15 protein-coding genes and 3 pseudogenes are annotated in these 19299 nt (G+C 44.4%); 11 read left to right on the top strand and 7 right to left on the bottom strand.

Translation table 11 applies throughout. The features are described 5' to 3' along the window. Positions 1–33 precede the first annotated feature (33 nt). Positions 34–648, bottom strand: coding sequence for a Uma2 family endonuclease (locus tag QUA23_RS24855; protein WP_333074910.1), 615 nt, complete (start codon positions 646–648; stop codon positions 34–36). A 191-nt stretch (positions 649–839) separates the two neighbouring features. Here QUA23_RS24855 and QUA23_RS24850 point away from each other — a divergent pair, with 191 nt between their 5' ends. From QUA23_RS24850 to QUA23_RS24840, 3 genes are all read left to right on the top strand, one after another. Then, the gene (locus tag QUA23_RS24850) at positions 840–2240 is read left to right on the top strand and encodes a DUF2157 domain-containing protein (protein ID WP_333074909.1); all 1401 of its coding nucleotides are present in this window, start codon (positions 840–842) and stop codon (positions 2238–2240) included. A 98-nt stretch (positions 2241–2338) separates the two neighbouring features. Beyond that, positions 2339–3037 (top strand): GDYXXLXY domain-containing protein, encoded by a 699-nt coding sequence (locus tag QUA23_RS24845; RefSeq protein ID WP_333074908.1) that lies wholly within the window; start codon positions 2339–2341, stop codon positions 3035–3037. Positions 3038–3274: 237 nt separating this feature from the next. Further along, positions 3275–4399: a hypothetical protein gene (locus QUA23_RS24840; protein ID WP_333074907.1), complete on the top strand. Its 1125-nt coding sequence runs from the start codon at positions 3275–3277 to the stop codon at positions 4397–4399. 242 nt (positions 4400–4641) lie between these two features. Here the strand turns inward: QUA23_RS24840 and QUA23_RS24835 are convergent, their stop codons facing one another. Beyond that, positions 4642–4893, bottom strand: coding sequence for a hypothetical protein (locus QUA23_RS24835; RefSeq protein WP_333074906.1), 252 nt, complete (start codon positions 4891–4893; stop codon positions 4642–4644). Positions 4894–5035: 142 nt separating this feature from the next. Next, a complete protein-coding gene (locus QUA23_RS24830; protein ID WP_333074905.1) occupies positions 5036–5182 on the bottom strand; it encodes a hypothetical protein in 147 nt (48 codons plus the stop codon). A gap of 196 nt (positions 5183–5378) precedes the next feature. On the opposite strand from QUA23_RS24830, the gene hemH reads away from it, so the two are divergent. Continuing rightward, on the top strand, positions 5379–6542 hold the full coding sequence (gene hemH, locus QUA23_RS24825; protein WP_333074904.1) for a ferrochelatase: 1164 nt from the start codon (positions 5379–5381) through the stop codon (positions 6540–6542). 194 nt (positions 6543–6736) lie between these two features. Here hemH and QUA23_RS24820 read toward each other — a convergent pair whose 3' ends face one another. Then, complete coding sequence (locus tag QUA23_RS24820; protein WP_333074903.1) at positions 6737–7348, bottom strand: DUF4126 domain-containing protein; 612 nt, start codon at positions 7346–7348, stop codon at positions 6737–6739. 330 nt (positions 7349–7678) lie between these two features. Here QUA23_RS24820 and QUA23_RS24815 point away from each other — a divergent pair, with 330 nt between their 5' ends. Then, complete coding sequence (locus QUA23_RS24815; RefSeq protein WP_333074902.1) at positions 7679–8965, top strand: Glu/Leu/Phe/Val dehydrogenase; 1287 nt, start codon at positions 7679–7681, stop codon at positions 8963–8965. 644 nt (positions 8966–9609) lie between these two features. On the opposite strand, the pseudogene QUA23_RS24810 reads toward QUA23_RS24815, so the two are convergent. Continuing rightward, a pseudogene (locus tag QUA23_RS24810) lies at positions 9610–9942 on the bottom strand (IS4 family transposase); the annotation flags it as partial. 81 nt (positions 9943–10023) lie between these two features. On the opposite strand from QUA23_RS24810, the pseudogene QUA23_RS24805 reads away from it, so the two are divergent. The 4 genes and pseudogenes from QUA23_RS24805 (at position 10024) to QUA23_RS24790 (ending at position 13434) form a co-directional block, all read left to right on the top strand. After that, a pseudogene (locus QUA23_RS24805) lies at positions 10024–11378 on the top strand (transposase). Positions 11379–11449: 71 nt separating this feature from the next. After that, positions 11450–11719 (top strand): annotated as a pseudogene (locus QUA23_RS31160) (Uma2 family endonuclease); the annotation flags it as partial. 87 nt (positions 11720–11806) lie between these two features. After that, positions 11807–12697, top strand: a complete 891-nt coding sequence (locus QUA23_RS24795; protein WP_333074900.1) for an ABC transporter permease — start codon at positions 11807–11809, stop codon at positions 12695–12697. Positions 12698–13050: 353 nt separating this feature from the next. Beyond that, a complete protein-coding gene (locus QUA23_RS24790) occupies positions 13051–13434 on the top strand; it encodes a hypothetical protein (RefSeq protein WP_333074899.1) in 384 nt (127 codons plus the stop codon). 132 nt (positions 13435–13566) lie between these two features. On the opposite strand, the gene QUA23_RS24785 is transcribed toward QUA23_RS24790, so the two are convergent. Next, positions 13567–14925 (bottom strand): FAD-binding oxidoreductase, encoded by a 1359-nt coding sequence (locus QUA23_RS24785; protein ID WP_333074898.1) that lies wholly within the window; start codon positions 14923–14925, stop codon positions 13567–13569. A gap of 145 nt (positions 14926–15070) precedes the next feature. After that, positions 15071–15820, bottom strand: a complete 750-nt coding sequence (locus tag QUA23_RS24780) for a methyltransferase domain-containing protein (RefSeq protein ID WP_333074897.1) — start codon at positions 15818–15820, stop codon at positions 15071–15073. A 293-nt stretch (positions 15821–16113) separates the two neighbouring features. On the opposite strand from QUA23_RS24780, the gene QUA23_RS24775 reads away from it, so the two are divergent. Next, complete coding sequence (locus QUA23_RS24775; RefSeq protein ID WP_333074896.1) at positions 16114–17583, top strand: adenylate/guanylate cyclase domain-containing protein; 1470 nt, start codon at positions 16114–16116, stop codon at positions 17581–17583. Between the two features lie 220 nt (positions 17584–17803). Continuing rightward, positions 17804–19216 carry an adenylate/guanylate cyclase domain-containing protein gene (locus QUA23_RS24770; RefSeq protein ID WP_333074894.1) on the top strand — a complete coding sequence of 471 codons (1413 nt, stop codon included), beginning with the start codon at positions 17804–17806 and terminating at the stop codon, positions 19214–19216. Positions 19217–19299 lie beyond the last annotated feature (83 nt).

The following is a 19299-nucleotide window of genomic DNA, read 5'->3' as shown; positions in this document are numbered from 1 at the left end:
ATGAATGCTAACCAATTAGCTATTGATCCGCCCTTAAACCTCTCCACTCAAAATCTGTTGAACCGTCAAACTTAGCTGTGGAAACATCGGAGATACGATCGCCTCTCCATCCCGAAACACCCCAACCTCAACATATTGCCCATTCTCAAGCCGCAAAACCGTCACAACTTGTTCAATTGGATCGATAACCCAATACTCTGCAATGCCCCGCGCTGCGTACTGTGCTCGTTTGCGTTGGCGAAGCCCTCGAAGAGGATCGTAATCCCGATCCCTGCCCAGTCTACCCGGACTGACTACCTCCACAACAAACCGAGGAGGCAGCATATCGAAAGTGATAGTTAGCCTGTTTGCTGTCAGCGGAATGTGTTCAGGTTCTAGAATTATCAAATCGGGGTAGCGGTTGGCGGCATCTCCCGATCGCAAAACGGCAACTTGAACCTCGCACTTATGCGTTTTAATCAGTCTAAGTGGCACTAGCCCGCTGCTAGCAAAATAGAAAAATAGATAGTTAGCAATGAAATTATTAGGTTCAGATTCTGGCGACAAAGCGATTAACTCCCCATCAATTAACTCATAGCGTTGATCCGTATCATTTGAGTAATTAATGTACTCGTCAAAAGTTAATTTTTTAGATTGAGCTTGTACCATAAAATTACCTTCCTTAATTTATTCGTCCCTTGCTGCTGGGAGTTTGTTTATATAGAAACGGTTTCAACCGCCGAAGGATCTCAATCAAATCTGCTGTGCAAGTTAGACAGGTGTCCCAGCCTCCATCGACAATCAACCCACAAGTGACATATTAAAAACTATCACAGTTCAAATCCTCTGGAATATAAACAATGATTTCAGATAAATTTCGACGCGAGTTGCGAGAACAAGCCAAACTCTGGCAAGCAGAAGGACTCATCGACACTTCATTCTACCAACAACTTTCGGAACGCTACCAATTCAACACACTCGAAACCGCCTCCCGCAACCGATTCCTCAGCATTCTGATGAGTCTCGGCGGCATTCTCCTCGGTATAGGAGTCATCACCTTTGTAGCCGCAAACTGGCAAGCTTGGTCGCGAGAAGTGAGAGTTGCGCTGCTGCTAAGTCTTTTCGTAGCAGTCAATGCAGCCGGTTTCTATCTGTGGCGAATTCCCCCATCCCGAAGCAAAAACTCCAATCTCAAGTTGCCCCTAACAATAGGGCGAAACAAACTCCTAGGTCAAGGATTGTTGCTGTTAGGATCTCTGATTCTAGGAGCAAATATGGCTTTGATGGCACAAATGTTTCACATTGGCGGTTCTTCCTACGGACTTTACCTCACTTGGGGAATCGGCGTGCTCGGAATGGCTTACAGTTTGCGGTTGACTTCCTTGGGCGTTTTGTCCGCACTTTTAGTCGGTTTAGGCTATTGGATTGCCGTGTTAAATTGGTCTTCCAAAGTCGAGTTTTCTTGGCTGGAAGTTTTAGTGCGGCAAATGCCGATCGCAGCCAGTATAATGTTTGTGCCGCTGGCTTATTGGTGTCGATCGCGTGCTATTTTTGCCATAAGTGCGATCGCGATAATTTTTTCCCTACAAGTTTCTATCGTCCAAGGGTTAAATCCAAGCTGGGGTGCAGCAATTTTTTGCGCCCTACCGCCCGCTTTGCTGTGGGGATACGACGATGCAATGTGGCCGAAAGTACACAGCAGGCTGTTTCAACCTACCGCCCGCAGTTTAGCACTGCTGTTTCTCGCCGGTGTATTTTATGTTCTTTCTTTCTACGGGTTTTGGCAAGATTCACCGACTCCTGCGCCAACTGAGCTCGATTGGGTTTTGCTGGCAAATGTGGTTGTTTTGGGCGGTTTCACAGTGTTTGAGTGGCTGCATTTGGGACGTTTGGAACTGCGGCGACCAAAACAAAAAGCAGTGGATTTGACTACAAGTGCGATCGGCATTTTCATCCTCGCCAGCGCCTTTATACCGCTTTTTCACCTCAGTTTTACTCCCATTCCGCAATTAGCGACTTTCCTGTTTAATGTTTTATCTTTTCTGCTCGCTGTCGGCTTAATACGAGAAGGTTTAGCATTAGGAAACCGCAGGAGTTTTTGGGGAGGCATAGTATTAATCACCCTGCAAATTATCAGCCGAGTGTTTGAATATAACACAGGATTGTTGCTCAAATCTTTTGTCTTTGTTTTGTGCGGGATTGGCGTAATTGCTGCGGGTTTGTGGTTCGAGCGCCACTTCGCAAAAATCCCCGATGAATAGAAAATATTCATCTCTCTCTTTTCTAACTCAGCGCCCTCTGCGTTCTCTGCGGTTTAATCATTCCGAAACAACCGTAAACAATATAGCCCATACCTAATATGAACACAAACAACATTGACTTATTAGTTGAAAATCCAGATACAACAAATGCGTTTCAGCTTCCCCCGGAAGCAAAACGCCTTCCTGCGTGGCGGCTGTGGGTTCCTTTACTCTTGCAAATCGGACTAATTGCCGCCGTACCCGCCACCGCCGTTTACACTTTTATTACTGGCAAAACAGTTGTCCTGCAAACAGCACCAGTAGACCCTTACGACTTTTTGCGCGGATATTACCAAGTTTTGAGCTATGATATTTCAGCTAGCACAAATCTGCAAAAACTCCCCGGATGGAAAGATTTACCTCCCGAAAAAACACCTTGTCCGCCCGGAATTGTTTGTCCAAAAAATACGCACAATGTCAAGCCACAAACCAGTTTTTATGTAATCTTAGAAGCGCCAAAAGCCGCGACTAATCCCGGCCGCCCCCAAGCTTGGAAACCCGTCCGCGTCAGTCTAGAAAATCCCACCAATTTGCCCGCCAATCAAATCGCAATTAAGGGCAAATATAACGGTTGGCAGATGGAATACGGCTTAGAAACTTATTATATGCCAGAGGATGAAAGGGAAAAAGTCAACCAGGAGATTAGCGAAGCTCAAAGGAAGCAGCGACAATCTTTTTTGGTAGAAGTAAAGGTTGACAAAACAGGCCATGCTGTGCCTGTGAGTTTGTGGGTGCGCGATCGCAATTATCGATTTTAGCCAAAAAGGGCAAAAGGTCGATCGCTCTTTTGCCCTTGTTTTGAGTATTTTAGCTTAGGGAGGGGGCTGCTGGTGGGCGATTCCCTACCGCAACGGGCCCGCAGGCGCATTGGGGATAGCTTCGCTCGCGCAGACATTTCAATTGCCGACAACCCAGGAGAATCTATTAAGATATATAAGACTTGTGCAAATCTTGCCAATTCAAGGGCGCAAGTCATGACTCTACTGGAGCTTCTCATGTTAGCCGAGCTAATCTCAGCCAGACGCATACTCAAGACCAAACTCCTCGACTTCTTAGGACTTCCCGAAAATTGCCCAGACAAAACAGATCATCTCATCAACCAAATTGTATCCCTGCTGGAAGCAAATCCAGCCGAACAAGAAAGATTTTGGGAGACTTTCAAAAGTGAATTAGCCGTCGATCCCGTAGAATTAGAAACAATACTCAAATGTTCGCCAGCAGAACGCCAGCAGTGGATTGAACAAGACAAACTCCCTGTTCTAGAATACCGCTCTTTCCGCAAATCAGGAATCCATTTAGAATATCCCGTTCACGACAGAAGACTCATCTTAAGTCTAACGCCAACCGATATTAATAATTGGCGCAAAGAACCCAAAGGGCTGATTAAAAATAATGACAAAATACCCACCCCAATCAATACAGAAAAGCCCGAAGAAAACGAACAATCACGAGTAGCTTTTAGTTCCGAGTGGGAAAAAATCATTGCCGACTGGAAAGAACAAGGTTCGGCGGAAATTTCAGCAACCTTCCAGCTAGCTTACTGGACAGTTTGGGCGTCGCGGTGGGCCAAAGAAAATCAGCTCAACAGCTTTAAAGCAATTAATAAATATAAGGAAATCTACGAAGCTCACCAGCAGGAATGGTATCAGCGAAAAAATCAAGCAGTCAAGTTACTGATTGAAATGCCCTACGCCATGCTTTACTTCTACCGTCCGGCGGATGCTGACAAATTATATCTCGAACTGTGCGACGACCACCAGGAAATGATGAAAGATGGCTACTATTGGGATAAGTGGGATTTTTTCTATCAGAACCGCAAACTGGTAAATAAGTGCCGCGAATGTGTGTACTGCGAAACCAAAGATTATTACTCGCTTTACTACCTGGAAATCAAGAGCGACAAGTTTCCCGATTTTAGCTTTTCTTTCCATACGCCGTACACCATCGGCAGAAAATTTTTGCCACATCCAGAAACGCTGCCTTATGTAGACCACGTAGAACAGGACGGCATTTTTCGCTTTGGCCGTCCGCTGCTGGAACAAGAGAAAGCTATTCACACAGAAAAGGATGTGTTGCTAAAGTTTGAGGCGGCTTTGGCAGCAGCGAAAAAGTTTGTTTAGTTAGGAATCATTAGCCATGAGTCATTAGTAGACTTATTGCAAATTTTTTTAATTGATAGGGAAACCGCAGATAAACGCAGATAAACGCCGATGCTTTTCCAGATTGTTTGCAAGGAAAGGCAATCTTGTCTCCTAATGACTTTTGAACTTGGATTATATCAAATCCGTTAGCATCGGAATAGTAAATTCGAGTTCACTGTTGACGGTTGACGGTTGACGCCGTGAACAGTCAACCGTCAACATCATTCCGGTGTAACCGAAAATGATATTACTTGAATGCTGCCGCCAGCATAAATTTTGGGTTGTTGAGCTTCTTTGGAATTGTACGATCGCCATTCCACCTCTGCCAACAAACTTTCCAAGTCTGTTTCGCTCAACTTCCATGCAGTTTCAGTCTCAAACAACCACAAAAATACAGCCAACCCTGGCAAAAATACCGGATTTGTATGCCGATGAAAATCTACCAAAATGAATAGACCACCGGGCTTGATCACGCGGTATACTTCCTAAAAGATTTGTGGCAATTGCGCCCGTTGCATTTCCTGCATCGCAACGCTGCTGTCTACTCCTGTCAAACTGACAGTCGGGAAAAGCTTCTAAATAATAATTGGCTGATGGCACATTTTTCCTGGCCGGTTACAGAGATAATCGCGCAGCGTCAAGTCCTGTGACATCCTGGAAATATTGCACCAGAAATTGCTTAGTTTGACCGCTACCGCAGCAACCGTCTAAAACTTTAGTTTCGGCGCTGACGGTCAAATTTTCCCAGGCTAGTTGACTCAAACGAGGGTTGCCGCCTACGCTCAAAGCAGCCAGACGCGCGATCGTATCGTAGAGCTACTGATACCGATAACTTAAATCTCTAAAAATTGTTGCCACAGTCAAAATTATGTATACCTTGCTATCGACTTAAGATATTATTAAGTTATATGATAAAGATAAGTAACAGAACTGAGACGATGGGAGAGCTGTAACCGCTATGGGTCGTGTGGGAGTATTGCTATTAAACTTGGGCGGGCCAGATCAAATCGAGGATGTCCGTCCTTTCCTGTTCAACTTGTTTGCTGACCCGGAAATCATTCGCATTCCGTTTCCGTGGATGCAAAAACCGCTCGCCTGGTTGATTTCGACCCTGCGCTTTCAAAAATCCCAGGAAAACTACCGCCAAATCGGGGGCGGCTCTCCTTTGCGGCGAATTACCGAGGAACAAGCCCTAGCCCTGCAAGAACTCTTGCAAAAAAAGGGACAAGATGCTCGAGTGTACGTGGGGATGCGCTACTGGCATCCTTTTACCGAAGAGGCGATCGCCAAAATTAAGCGCGATCGCATTGAACATTTGACAATCTTGCCGCTGTATCCTCAATTTTCCATCAGCACCAGCGGTTCTAGCTTCCGGCAGCTAGAAGAAATGTGGGGCAAAGATCCTGCCCTCAAGGATATACAATATACCGCGATTCCTTCTTGGTATCAGCGGCCTGGTTACATTCAGGCAATGTCGGAACTGATAGCCCAACAACTAGACCACAATCCGAATCCCGATCGAGTTCACATCTTTTTCAGCGCCCACGGCGTCCCCCTCAGCTACGTAGAAGAGGCTGGAGACCCCTATCAGCGCGAGATTGAAGATTGCACTCGTCTGATTATGGAACATTTGGATCGACCGAACGAACACACTCTAGCTTATCAAAGTCGGGTTGGCCCGGTGGAATGGCTCAAGCCTTACACCGAAGACGCCATAACCGAATTGGCAGAGAATGGAGTGCAAGATTTGTTGGTAGTTCCAATTAGTTTCGTTTCCGAACACATCGAGACTCTGCAAGAAATTGACATGGAGTATCGAGAATTAGCAGAAGAATCGGGGATTGAAAATTTCTACCGAGTGCCCGCCCTGAATACTCATCCGGTGTTTATTGAAGCCTTGGCCGATTTAGTCATCGAGTCGATCGAATCTCCCAGCGTTAAATTCTCTGATGTTATACGCCCTTCCAAGATAGTGAAAATGTACCCTCAAGAGCAGTGGGAGTGGGGTTTGACCACGGGGGCGGAAGTCTGGAACGGTCGTGTGGCGATGATTGGTTTTGTGGCACTATTGCTGGAGTTAATTACGGGTCAGGGCCCGCTACATTCGATCGGATTGCTTTAAATTGACAGTTGACAGTTGACTGTTGACCGTTGACAGTTGACTGTTGTTACAAATCACTAATGATATCAAATCCGTTGGGAGCGGAATTATTCATCTCTCTCTTCTCAAACTCAGCGCCCTCTGCGGTATCTGCGGTTAAATCATTCCGAAACAACCGTAAACGATATGATTAATCGCCAATAACTAATCAATAATTAATCAGGATCGTGCTTGTGGCGGCGGGGATTTCCCCTATCGCCCGGTATTCCCTGACTTTTGTACCAGCGATACCACTCTTTAGAACTGCGAATTGCCAGCCACAGCAGCATCATCGCCACTAACCCTCCCTGCCGTGGTGCGTCAAAGGCGAACAAAACCAAGGAAATGCACAGAACATCTTGGAGGAAAATCACCCAAATCGGCAAACCCCGCAGCCGGTAAAACCATCCTGCTTGTACCAGTTGCAGCACTAAAGCCAACAAACCTCCGACAATACCAATTATCCACAGCATCCAAGGGTGAGCAATAATTTCGTCGATCGAACTTACTTGAGCGATCGCAATTCCCATAATTGCTCCTACAATGGGGCTGAAAATAATTTGCACAATTTGCAGTACCCGCTGTCCTACAAAAGTTTTAGAAGCAAATAACTCTAACAGCGACCAACTCACCAAGATGGTGATAGCCACCTGGGGGGGAACCCCCGACAATAGGGGTATTTCCGACCAAAGTTTGTCAATCCGCAACAAACCAATTAACAGCAGGGGCAGGGCAATTCTCATACCCCCTGCCGCAGACGCTGAGAGTGCGGCTAGGAGTCCAACCATAATAATAATTCAGTTTCTAACGTCAGCTAAAGCCTCGATCTATTTCAGAATTTAATTCCCCTGATGGCTGGCACTGATTTGAGCGATCGAACTCAAATTGCGGCTTGAGGTTAAATATCACCTTCTATTGTAAGTGTATCTGCTTAATCGCTGCTTGGCACTGCGAGATTGTCGATCGACACAAGGTAGTTGACTGTTAACTGCTGACTGTTGTCAGAAGAAAGGAGGCAGCATTCAACCAGGATTGTGATTAAATTAGCTTAAGCACTCCAAGCCTTCTTCTCTCTGACAACAGTCAACTAACAACAGTCAACAGTCAACTAACTTCTTATGTCTGATTCATTATTTGCCGATGCCAGTCGCCGATTAGAACGAGCCTTAAAATATGTGTCCCTTTCCGAGGATACGATCGAACGGCTGAAATATCCCAAATCCAGTTTAATTGTATCTATTCCCGTGCGGATGGACGACGGTTCCCTGCGAATTTTTCAAGGTTATCGGGTGCGCTACGACAATACCAGAGGCCCGTCTAAAGGAGGAGTGCGCTATCATCCGGGAGTATCCCTTGATGAAGTGCAATCCTTAGCATTTTGGATGACTTTTAAATGTGCAGTTTTGAACTTGCCTTTTGGAGGAGCCAAGGGCGGAATTACTCTCAATCCCAAGGAGTTGTCTAAACTGGAATTGGAACGGTTGAGCCGGGGCTATGTCGATGCGATCGCAGATTTCATCGGCCCCGATGTCGATATTCCCGCACCGGATGTCTACACCAATCCCATGATTATGGGTTGGATGATGGATCAGTACAATATTATTAAGCGGCAGCTTTCTCCAGCGGTGGTGACTGGAAAACCAGTGACAATTGGTGGCAGTCTGGGCAGAGATACGGCAACAGCAATGGGTGCTTTTTTTGTAGTAGAAACTATTTTACCCAAATTTGAACTCAATCCTCAAGATACCACTGTAGCAGTACAAGGTTTTGGTAATGCAGGTGCCGAAATAGCTGAACTGCTCTGGAAAGCAGGCTACAAAGTTGTTGCTGTCAGCGATTCCCAAGGGGGAATTTATGCTAAACAAGGGCTGGATATCCCCAGTATTCGAGGCTTTAAAGACTCTAACAAAGGTATCAAAGCTCTTTACTGCGAAGGTTCGGTTTGCAATATTATCGAACACGAAATCTTAACAAATGAGCAACTTTTAGCATTAGATGTAGACGTGCTAATTCCAGCCGCTTTGGAGAATCAAATAACGGAAGCGAATGTTAATGATGTTAAGGCTAAGTTTATTTTTGAAGTAGCTAACGGTCCGATTGATTCTGCTGCTGATTTGATTTTAGAAACGAGGGGAATTCACGTAATTCCTGATATTTTAGTTAATGCCGGAGGCGTAACGGTTAGTTATTTCGAGTGGGTGCAAAATCGCAGCGGACTTTATTGGACGCTGGAGGAAGTCAACCAGCGGTTGAAGCATAAAATGGTTGAAGAAACAGAAGCAATTTGGAAAGAGTCTCAGGAATTGTCAGTTTCCATGAGAACTGCTGCTTACGTGTACGGGTTAAATCGACTCGGGGAAGCGATGAATGCGAAGGGAACGCGGGATTATTATGTGAACGGTTGAGGGAAGTGCGGTAAGATTGTGCGATCGCACAATCTTACCGCAGTTATTCGAGAAGAGTGCAGTCTACGAACCGACTTCTACTTGGCAAAACTTAGCTCGGAATAGGGAAATTTTAGGTCTGCACGCAGCAGTTTATTTGACCGCAACTTTGCTATTGGAGAAGCGGAAAGATATTTTAAAATAGAGATTTTAAATAGAGTGGTGTTAATTTTTACGAACTACCTAATTGTACAAGGCCCGCAGTTATCATGTAGGGGCAACCACCTGATGATTACCCCGAACAAACACCATATTGCGAGATCATGCTTAAGTTTGGATCTTGCACTTTTCTAAATCAATCGCCGCTGCACAATACGGGCATTTTTTTTAAGAGGGGAAGAGAAGAGACGATCGCACTTTTTGATTAGATATGGAATAGGTGCGATCGCTGTTACTTTTGCTATTGCCTAGTTTCCTTTGTTAATCTACCAAATCGTCTAGGGAAAGCTTCAGGAGGTCCCACAATACTTTCGTTTGTTCGTAAAAATTCAGGTGGTGGGTATTGACAAGTGTGATACTGGAAAGTAGGATATAGCACAGAAATGTTGAATTTTGATACAAAAATTTACATATTTAGATATAGTAAGACTAACCAGGTAAATCTTTCAACAAAACATGAGTTCCTCAAACCAATGAACAAAACTAATTTTCTGACACATACAAGCTTGAAGATAGCGAATCTTATCTAATAGTTTATTACCCCATTGCGCGGGAATAGATATCAGTAGTAAAATTAGATAAGCAATTAGGATAATATAAAGTTGTATGGTAATACCCTTCAAACTTTTGCCAATCAATCTATCAAGTTTTAGGTGCATCTTTAAAAACTTCCAGAACAATCTTTCTGACTGAAATTCTAACTTCCAATTATTTTTAATCCGCAACAAAAAACATTTGTTATCTTGGACCATTTGTGACAAGTTAACAAAAAGTGCAAATTGTCAAAGGGGTACACAAAAAAATGTAAAATAGGCTGAAACATCTATAGGGCAAGCAGTTGAGCCCGAGTTGAACCAGTTATGAGTAGCAAAAAAAGAATCAACCGAGACCATGCAAAGGAGAAAAATCGTCCCCAAGTAGAAAATGAAGCGGTAGCGAATTACCTGGAAGATTTATTAATTACAGCAATGGCTGCCCAAAAAAATTTTTATCGCCAATTAAATTTAAGAGATAGGATTCTGACACTACCATTAATGATGGCAGCAATATTAAGTCTCTGATGGCGAGATGTAGCGGGAGTAACAGAATTAACCAGATTATTAAATAGAGAGGTATTTTTATGGTGTCAGCCATCAGGAATTAGTCAACAAGCATTATCACAAAGATTTTTAACTTTTCCCGCAATTTTATTTAAAAAAGTATTTAAACAATTACTGCCTCATTTTAGTCATCAATGGTTGATGAGAAAATCGAGACCGTTACCCGATCGCGTAAAATTTGCCTTAAAAAACTTTGAAAATATCTGGATAGCTGACGGGTCAACATTAGAAGCATTATTTCGGAAGCTACAAAGTTTATTAGATGTGCCAATTGGTCAATTAGCCGGACAAATGGGAGTAATCATCGACCTAGTAACTCATCTCCCCGAAGAAATTTGGTTTGGGACAAATCTCAAACCAGATACTCAATGGGAGGAAAATTTCCTAAAAACAGTTAAGCCAAAAACTTTGCTGTTACTGGACAGAGGCTTCTATCACTTCGCTTTTTGGTCAAAACTCATTTCTCAAGAAATTGGATTTATCACTCGAATAAAGAAAGGTCCATCTTATCAAATCGATCGGGTATTAACCAATACTTATGATGTCAAAGACCAGATAATTAAAATAGGTGCCGGCACAAAACAGACACCAGCTTTGACTATAAGATTAGTACAGATTCGCTCCAATACTTCCTGGTGTTCTTATCTAAACTGTCCGATAACCTGAAATATTACCGCCCTATGTAGTAGCAGATTTATATCAAAGACGCTGGCAAATTAAAGACGCATTTTGTACAGTAAAAAGATTATTAAATTTCAGCTATTTATGGACAGGTTCATTAAACGGGATCAAGCTCAAAATCAGGGCTACTTGGCTATTTTATGCGGTTTTAGTAGACTTAGGAGAGGCGGTGGCAGATGAATTAGGAGTGCCAATTGAACGTATTTCATTAGAACTGATTTATCGGGATGTATCATTTTTCGGTTGCCTATCAAAAAGGATTAGCTTCTGACCTGGGTAACTATTTTTCCGCTGATAAAAATCAAGATTTAGGGATTGTTAAGCCAGGGCGAAAACCTCATGTCAGGCTAATTATTTCTCCTGTCCCTGGAACTCAAAGAAATCCCGAACAATTTTTTTTCAATAATAAAGGAACAAATGGAGTCATATTTTAATTGGGTAAACAGGTAAAAAATGAGTAAGGTTACCCATTGACAACAGTGTTTTTAGCTTAACTTGTGAGTAATGGGTTAGCCCCCGCTTGGGCATACGGTTTCAAATCACACCAGAAACCCTCGAAATTTATCGCCCAGACGATCGCAGATTCCTCACTTCCGTAGAATTAGATTAACTTCGAGAACAGGAAAGCCAACGTGCCGATCGCGAACAACAAGAAAAACAACTTGCTCAGCAACAGCTAGAAGAAGAACGCACTCTGCGGCAACAGGAACAGCAGTGCTATCAAGCTTTAATAGAATTGCTGCGAGAAAAAGGGATTGACCCCCAACAATTGTAAGGGCGATCGCCCGCCCAACACCACCAATACCTCCAGACTTGCTACTGTAAAGAGAGTTAGATTTAATCAAAATCAGCGCAAGCAATTATGAGCGGTACTGTTACATCCCCCAAAAACCTCAACCAGCAGCGGCCGCTCTCCACGGCATCCGCTGACACTTCCAGTTCCCTGCTGGGCGACTTCATCCAAGAAACACTCGCCTTAACCAAGCGCCTGTTTATTCAATTGCAGCGCCGCCCCTCGACGCTAGTTGCAGGAATTATTCAGCCCCTGATGTGGTTGGTTTTGTTCGGAGCTCTGTTTGAAAATGCACCCGCCGGCTTGTTCGGCGAAAGCCAGAATTACGGACAATTTCTCGGCGCTGGCGTAATCGTTTTTACAGCCTTTGCCGGGGCGCTGAATGCCGGTTTGCCGATTATGTTCGATCGCGAGTTCGGATTTCTCAACCGTTTATTAGTCGCGCCCTTGGCTTCCAGATTTTCGATCGTCCTGGCTTCAGCCATTTTTATCGTCACCCTCAGCTTTATCCAAACCGGCACAATCGTTACAGCGGGGGCGTTTTTGGGCGCCGGATTCCCCGGACTGGCCGGACTGGGGGCGATCGCCCTAATTGTCCTACTATTAGTTTTGGGCGTCACCGGCTTGAGTCTGGGTTTAGCCTTCGCCCTTCCCGGCCACGTAGAATTAATAGCGGTAATTTTTGTTACTAACCTACCGCTGTTATTTGCCAGCACAGCCCTCGCGCCGCTGTCATTTATGCCAGAGTGGCTGCAAGTTGTGGTGACTCTCAATCCTCTGAGTTACGCGATCGAACCCATCCGCTACCTGTACCTGCACAGCGATTGGTCCCTAGCCAGTGTCGTGATGCACGCTCCTTGGGGTAATGTTACCTTTGGAGGAGCGCTGTTAGTATTGCTAGCCTTTGATTTGGTGGCACTGCTGAGCATTCAACCGCTGCTGCGACGCCGGTTTGCTTAGTTAGGGCGATCGTTTAACCTACACCATCAATTGTAGGGACACTCCAAGAACCCATGGGTGTCAACTTAACGTCAAACCCAGTCACACAATGGTGCTGGACTATTAAGCCCAGATCCCGCCTAGCCCCCCTTAAGAAGGGGGGAACCGGAAATGGATCGAAGTCCCCCTTCTTAAGGGGGATTTAGGGGGATCTGGACTCAGGTAAAAACGAGATTTATCAAGGCTTTCAGGCGATTGTTCACACCAATCGGCATTGCCGTCTCCTTAGCCTGAGCGAAGTAATATAATATTTATTCGCAAGTCAGAATATTGTTTAGATAGAATTGTTTTTTTGAAAGTTCAACTAATAAATTATGAACACCAAAACTTCCAAATCGGGCAAATTGATGATGGGGATTGCTGCAAGCGCGATCGCATCCTGTGCTCTGTTCTCCCCTCAAGCAAGCTTCGCCCAAGCCAGCGGTTTAAATAATGCCCAACCGCTGCGAGACTTTCAAACTCAAGACAATACCGACCCCTTTTCCGGCCGCAGCAGCGGAAGCGGAATATTTGATTTAATTCACAGATCCAAATTGGGAGGCGGCCGCAGCATGGAAGAATTTAATAGCGAACAGCAACAAAATTTGAACGAGGCGGCCGCAGAATTTCGCAACAAACAGCGCCTACTACTGGAAAAGCAAGCTGTACCTTCAGAAGGGGCAATCGCACCAGCAGAAATTACCGCCCCCGTCCCTTAAATTGACAAGTTTTGTTGGCAGTAAGGACTTTTTTAGGTTTGTAGTTGCGCTTCAGCGCCGGCCGGCGCAAAAGCGCAACTACAAACCTTTTTTCAATTTGCTACTTGCGTGAGTTATAACATCATTTCGCCCTTAATCCCGTTCCAACCACGCTCGCATTTTACCCGGATTCAGCAAACCGTAAGGATCGACCAGCTCTTTAAACTGCAACTGTTCCACATTAATAGTTTTCATCCCTCCATCTTCCAATATATAAGTGTGAGGATTAGCAATCAGCGCGCCTTGCTCTTCGTGATAGCGAATAATTTCATTGAGCCGTGATTTCGTAGTGTAGCGAACTATTTGCAAAGCCGCGGCGATCGCCCTGCCGTTCATCCGCAAAAACTCCAAGTGCATCATCACCTCATCCCCATAATAATTGTACAGTTCCTCAATCAATTTCAAACCTTGATCTGCGGGAAAAAGCGTCTGTAAATAAGTCAGAGACGGGTCAGCGCTGCGAGCGTGCAGAGTTGTATGATTCCAAGTAAATTCAGCAATGGCTGCACCTTTGCTCGCTGCTTGCGCGTTTTTTTGATAGCAAATTGTGCCGCCATATTCGCCCACCAAATCTTGCAGCGGTTCCAGACAAGATTCAGCTACCATTAACAAAGCGCAGTGCTTACCTTCAGGAATCGCATCGCGGAAAGCCGCAAAATAAGCAGGAATCGGCCAAGCACAAACACAAATTAGTTTTTTGATAATTCCGTCCGCATCGCCCAAAGCTTGACCGAAGTTTGCCGATGTCATAAAATCGTCAAAAGCGACAATGATTTCCGCCCAAGGATAAGCAGGGGCGAGGGGAATTTCTAATTCAGTAATAATCCCATTTGTGCCGTAAGCGTGATTGACTTTTTGCACTTCATCGCCGCGCAATTCGATGACGCGGGGATCGTCTTCCATTGTAACGACTCGAACCGCATGAAGATTTCCCCGATCGCGCAATTGCCCGTAAGTTACCGAACCAATTCCCCCGCTACCGCCGCCGATAAATCCCCCAATCGTTGCGGTGCGATAGGTTGAGGGAACCATCCGCAATTCCCAACCAGTTTCTCGCGCTTGTTTGTCGAAAACCGACATTTTCACCCCGGGTTCTACGCAAGCTAAACCCGGTTTTATCCAGCGGATACTGTGCATTTTGGTGGTATCTAAAATGACGCCGCCCTTGAGGGGAATGCACTGCCCGTAATTGCCCGTTCCTGCACCTCTAACAGTTAGCGGAATTTTGGATTTGACGCAGGCTGCTGCAATCCGCAAAACTTCGGCTTCGCTGGCGGGACGAACTACTAAATCTCCTGTTTTATCACTTAAGAGAGGTTGCAAAACTGGACTGAAGTGATAATAGTCTTGAGATAGCTTGACAACTTGCGCGCGATCGCTAATTATTTCAATTCCCGATAGTTCCGAAGAAAAAGCATCCCAGTCAATACTTTGAATCGCAGTTGCAGTCATTTTGTTTCCTAAATCCTGACAGTATTATATATTTTTTCCAGCAGAGCTTAGTAACATAAAATACTAACTGCAATCTTTCTTTAAGTAATAAGGTGCGTCCAGGCGCACCATACATATAAAAGTTCTGCCTCCCGGACTGCTGTTTTCAATTAACAAATCCCCCAAACACTGCCATACCGTAGTATTTCCAAGGAACTGCAACAGTGTCAAATCTAGCTTTTACCAACATTTCTAACTGTGCCGAAAGTGTAGCTAGGCGATCGGGATTAGAATACCCGTAAGAGACACTCGTCCCCACATTTGCGCGAATTTGTGCTAATGTTTCCCCCTGATTTCGCGCCCAATCTTCTCGCGCCGCTTGATAAATATCTTTCATTGCTGCTGATTCTGCTAAAAGAGGATCGGCATTCCAAAAACACCCACCAGCATTTAAACTTTCGCGAATGCGTTGAAACAATTTCAACTTCATCTCATCCTCAAGATGGTGTATTGCCAGAGATGAAATGCAAGCATTAAATTTATCGCCCAAGCTGGATAAATTGGGATTGTTCGCCCATTCTCCAAAGTCCATTTCTCTGCCCGTCCACCGAGTTGTGTATCCTGCCGACTCTATTTTGGCGCGGGCAAAATCAAGCATTCGCCGCGAGTAATCGACAGCAACTATTTCCGCAGATGGGTAGCGTTTGAGAACTTTTACCGTGAGTTCCCCGGTACCGCAGCCGAGCTCTAAAATGCGGTGGTTTGTGTTAGCAATGCAGCCTGCTAATACATCCAGCATTTCGTCATATTTAGGTAAAAGTCGCCGAATGCCGGTATCAAAATCAGCAGTATTCACGAAAACTTCTCCCGGAAAAATTTCCTTGTTAGTAGGTGAGACAGTAGAGTCAGAATTCACGATCGCCAACCATAGACTACAATTGCTATCCTAACTGAGATACAGCAATAAGTGCGTGAAGTAGGGACACAGCACTGCCGTGTTTTTACCTGTGATATCTCAACTGAAAACCGTTATAAAGTTATGCGTACTTTTACGGAGAAACCCAACACTCGCTGTAAATAACAATAAGCAATCCCTTGCACTACGCCGTCTGGGTTTAGCCCGACGCCGACAAAGCGACCTGAAAAAGCAGTGTTATGTTAGTAGTGCGTAAAATCACTTAAAGATTCAACCTCACATTTGAGGATACCATGCGCCAGTTAATTTCTCGCAGTCGGGCTGCCATCAGCCAATTAATTTACAAGCGAATTCTGCTTGCGGTGACAATTTTATTTTGTGTAGGTGTAGGAGTAGCGATGGCACATATGTCTCGTCTTTCCTCCACCCTAATTGAATCGCAAGCCCTGCAAAATGCCTCCCTCTATGCCCAAGCTATTAAAGAAGCCCGCACCCTTTACAGTTCGGATGTTGTCAATCCTCTTAACACCGCTAAAACAATTAACTTTACCCACGACTACAACCCGACAAAAGTAACAGTTCCCGTACCTGCCACCTTCTTAATAGAACTCGGCAACAATATCACCAAGAAAAATCCCGAAGTATCAGTTCGTCTCTACAGCGACTACCCGTTTCCCTGGCGGCGAAAAGAAGGCGGAGCTCGAGACGATTTTGAACGGCAAGCTATTACCTATTTGATGAAAAATCCCACAGAAAATTTTTTTCGACGTGAGGATTTTCGCAGCAAGCCAGCATTTCGATATGCCGAGGCAGATATTCTAACTCCTAGCTGCGTTAACTGTCACAATACTAACCCTTACAGTCCCAAAAAAGACTGGAAAGTGGGAGATGTACGGGGGATATTAGAAATTACTCAACCTCTCGATACCATCACGAAAAATACTCGCAGCGAACTGAAATACCTGTTTTTACTGTTAGCAGGACTTTCAGTTTTAGGGGTAACAGGATTAACTCTATCTATCAGCAGGTTGCGCCAAAATGCTAAACAATTAGAACAGCGCGTCAGGGAACGCACGGCACAATTGCAAGAAACTAATGTAGAATTGGTAAAAGAACAGGAAAAGTGCGATCGCCTGCTGCTCAATATTTTACCCGAGTCCATTGCTGCTAAGCTAAAAGATGGTCAAAGCAGTATTGCTGACGGGTTCGCAGAAGTCACGATTTTGTTTGCGGATATCGTAGGCTTTACCGTGCTGTCAGCACAAATATCTCCCGAAGAATTGCTCGAGTTTCTCAACGAAATTTTTTCTGCCTTCGATGGTTTGACGGAAAAGTACGGCTTGGAAAAAATCAAAACAATTGGAGATGCTTACATGGTAGTCGGAGGTTTGCCCAACCCCAGCACCAACCACGCCGAAAGCATTGCGGAAATGGCTTTAGATATGCAGGAGGAATTAGCAAAATTTAATGCCAAACATCATGCAGGAATTAACATTCGCATCGGCATCAATACCGGGCCTGCAATTGCGGGGGTTATTGGCACTAAAAAATTTATTTACGACCTCTGGGGCGATGCCGTCAATACAGCAGCTCGCATGGAATCCCACGGGATTGCCGGCGAAATTCAAGTCACACAATCAACTTACGATATCTTGAGAAATAAGTATCTGTTTAAAGACAGAGGAATTATCCACGTCAAAGGCAAGGGCGATATGAATACTTATCTGCTTGCAGGCAGGTTAGTCAGCGCAGTTTCGGTTTAATTTGTTTATTATATTATTAAGGGGTCTGCTAGTTAGTCCGGAGTCCTCAGCCGTTAGTGGTTAGCCACTAACGGCTGCTGACAATTACAGGAATTACACAAAGGATGTGAGGAACCCGGTTTCGGCACAGTTGATTTGTTGACAAACCCAAAATTTATTACGAGAAACCGGGTTTATTTTCCTATGTCCTACATTAGCAATTTGCAAAATAGTAAATTTTATGCCAGCGCGGATTTTATCATTCTTGAGTTTTTTCAAATCTCGCTTGTCTAGGCAAATAGCTTTGTGGGTATTTGCTAGCATTCTTGTCATAGAGGGAATTATTTTAGTTCCCTCTTATTTTCGGCGAGAAAATGAACTTTTAAGTCAACTGGAACAGGTATCTCGCGCGACTGTTGATTCCCTAGAGTTTTTGCTTCAACAAGATATTTCCGATCGCACTTTCTTGCAAGAAGAAGTAAAAAATATTATTAAGGATTCTCAAGTAGTTTTAGGACTATCTATTTACCAAGCTAACGGTGAGCTAATATATACACTTGGCGAACCCCCAGAAATCAGTTTAAAGCAACTAAAAAAAGCTCGTATAGTTCACAGTCACAAGTTCGATGGCAAGCGCTACGATATTGCTTGGACGGAGCGACATTTGGGAGGCGATTACATCTTAATTGTTCGCCACGATGCTTCTACCGTTCAACCGGAACTCTACGCATTTATCGGGCGAATTGCCGTTCTAGTTATCATTATATCAGCCTTTGTCACTTCTGTGACTATGTTTTTTTTAGGGGTGACAGTAATTTCACCTATCTTGAGATTGCGCGATGACTTGATCGCTGCCGGAGACGCGTTGAGCAAAGATCGAGAACAACCTGATTTCTACTCTCTGTCTGTCAAGCGCGATGACGAGTTGGGAGAACTTATGGTCGCATTCAATCAAATGTTTCACCGAGTATACAAGGAAATTGCACAGCGGAAGCAAGCTGAGGAAATATTGCGGGCCGAACAAGAAAAATCGGAACGTTTATTACTAAATATATTACCGGTAATGATTGCCGATCGCCTAAAACAAGGTCAGATAAATATTGCGGACGGATTTGCCGAAGTTACGGTTTTGTTTGCTGATATTGTGGGCTTTACCGAAATATCTTCGCGCACATCTCCTGAAGAATTAGTCGAATTACTTAACAAAATATTTTCATCTTTCGATAGCTTGAGCGAACAATACGGTTTAGAAAAAATTAAGACGATAGGTGACAATTATATGGTAGCAGGCGGTTTGCCACTTCCCTGTACAAATCACGCTGAATCTATTGCCGAAATGGCCCTGGAAATGCAGCAAGAAATTATGAAATTCCGCGACGAATGCGGTAAACCTCTCAATATCCGCATTGGCATTAATACTGGGCCTGTTGTAGCAGGTGTCATCGGCACTAAAAAGTTTATTTACGATTTGTGGGGAGATGCTGTGAATACAGCAAGCCGCATGGAGTCTCAGGGACTTCCTGGTAAAATTCAAGTTAGCAAATCAACTTATGAGTTGCTGTGCGATAAGTATTTGTTGGAAAAACGCGGTAAAATTAATGTTAAAGGCAAAGGCTCTATGACGACTTATTTGCTCAAAGGCCGAAAATTGTAACTGACAATTTTCACCATCGCCGGGGAATACGTGATATGGCGGCAGACGTTGCAGCGCAGCCGCCCTCAACACCAAACTAGATT

Source organism: Microcoleus sp. Pol1C5, assembly GCF_036701115.1.
Taxonomy (GTDB): Bacteria; Cyanobacteriota; Cyanobacteriia; order Cyanobacteriales; family Microcoleaceae; genus Microcoleus.
This window is presented reverse-complemented; position numbering and strand designations above follow the sequence as displayed.

Excerpts from the sequence above, each read along its gene's own strand:
- QUA23_RS24775 (WP_333074896.1), top strand. The coding sequence starts at position 16,114 with ATGCGCCAGTTAATTTCTCGCAGTCGGGCTGCCATCAGCCAATTAATT.
- QUA23_RS24770 (WP_333074894.1), top strand. The coding sequence starts at position 17,804 with ATGCCAGCGCGGATTTTATCATTCTTGAGTTTTTTCAAATCTCGCTTG.
- hemH (WP_333074904.1), top strand. The coding sequence starts at position 5,379 with ATGGGTCGTGTGGGAGTATTGCTATTAAACTTGGGCGGGCCAGATCAA.
- QUA23_RS24850 (WP_333074909.1), top strand. The coding sequence starts at position 840 with ATGATTTCAGATAAATTTCGACGCGAGTTGCGAGAACAAGCCAAACTC.
- QUA23_RS24795 (WP_333074900.1), top strand. The coding sequence starts at position 11,807 with ATGAGCGGTACTGTTACATCCCCCAAAAACCTCAACCAGCAGCGGCCG.
- QUA23_RS24840 (WP_333074907.1), top strand. The coding sequence starts at position 3,275 with ATGTTAGCCGAGCTAATCTCAGCCAGACGCATACTCAAGACCAAACTC.
- QUA23_RS24845 (WP_333074908.1), top strand. The coding sequence starts at position 2,339 with ATGAACACAAACAACATTGACTTATTAGTTGAAAATCCAGATACAACA.
- QUA23_RS24785 (WP_333074898.1), bottom strand. The coding sequence starts at position 14,925 with ATGACTGCAACTGCGATTCAAAGTATTGACTGGGATGCTTTTTCTTCG.
- QUA23_RS24790 (WP_333074899.1), top strand. The coding sequence starts at position 13,051 with ATGAACACCAAAACTTCCAAATCGGGCAAATTGATGATGGGGATTGCT.
- QUA23_RS24855 (WP_333074910.1), bottom strand. The coding sequence starts at position 648 with ATGGTACAAGCTCAATCTAAAAAATTAACTTTTGACGAGTACATTAAT.
- QUA23_RS24815 (WP_333074902.1), top strand. The coding sequence starts at position 7,679 with ATGTCTGATTCATTATTTGCCGATGCCAGTCGCCGATTAGAACGAGCC.
- QUA23_RS24820 (WP_333074903.1), bottom strand. The coding sequence starts at position 7,348 with ATGGTTGGACTCCTAGCCGCACTCTCAGCGTCTGCGGCAGGGGGTATG.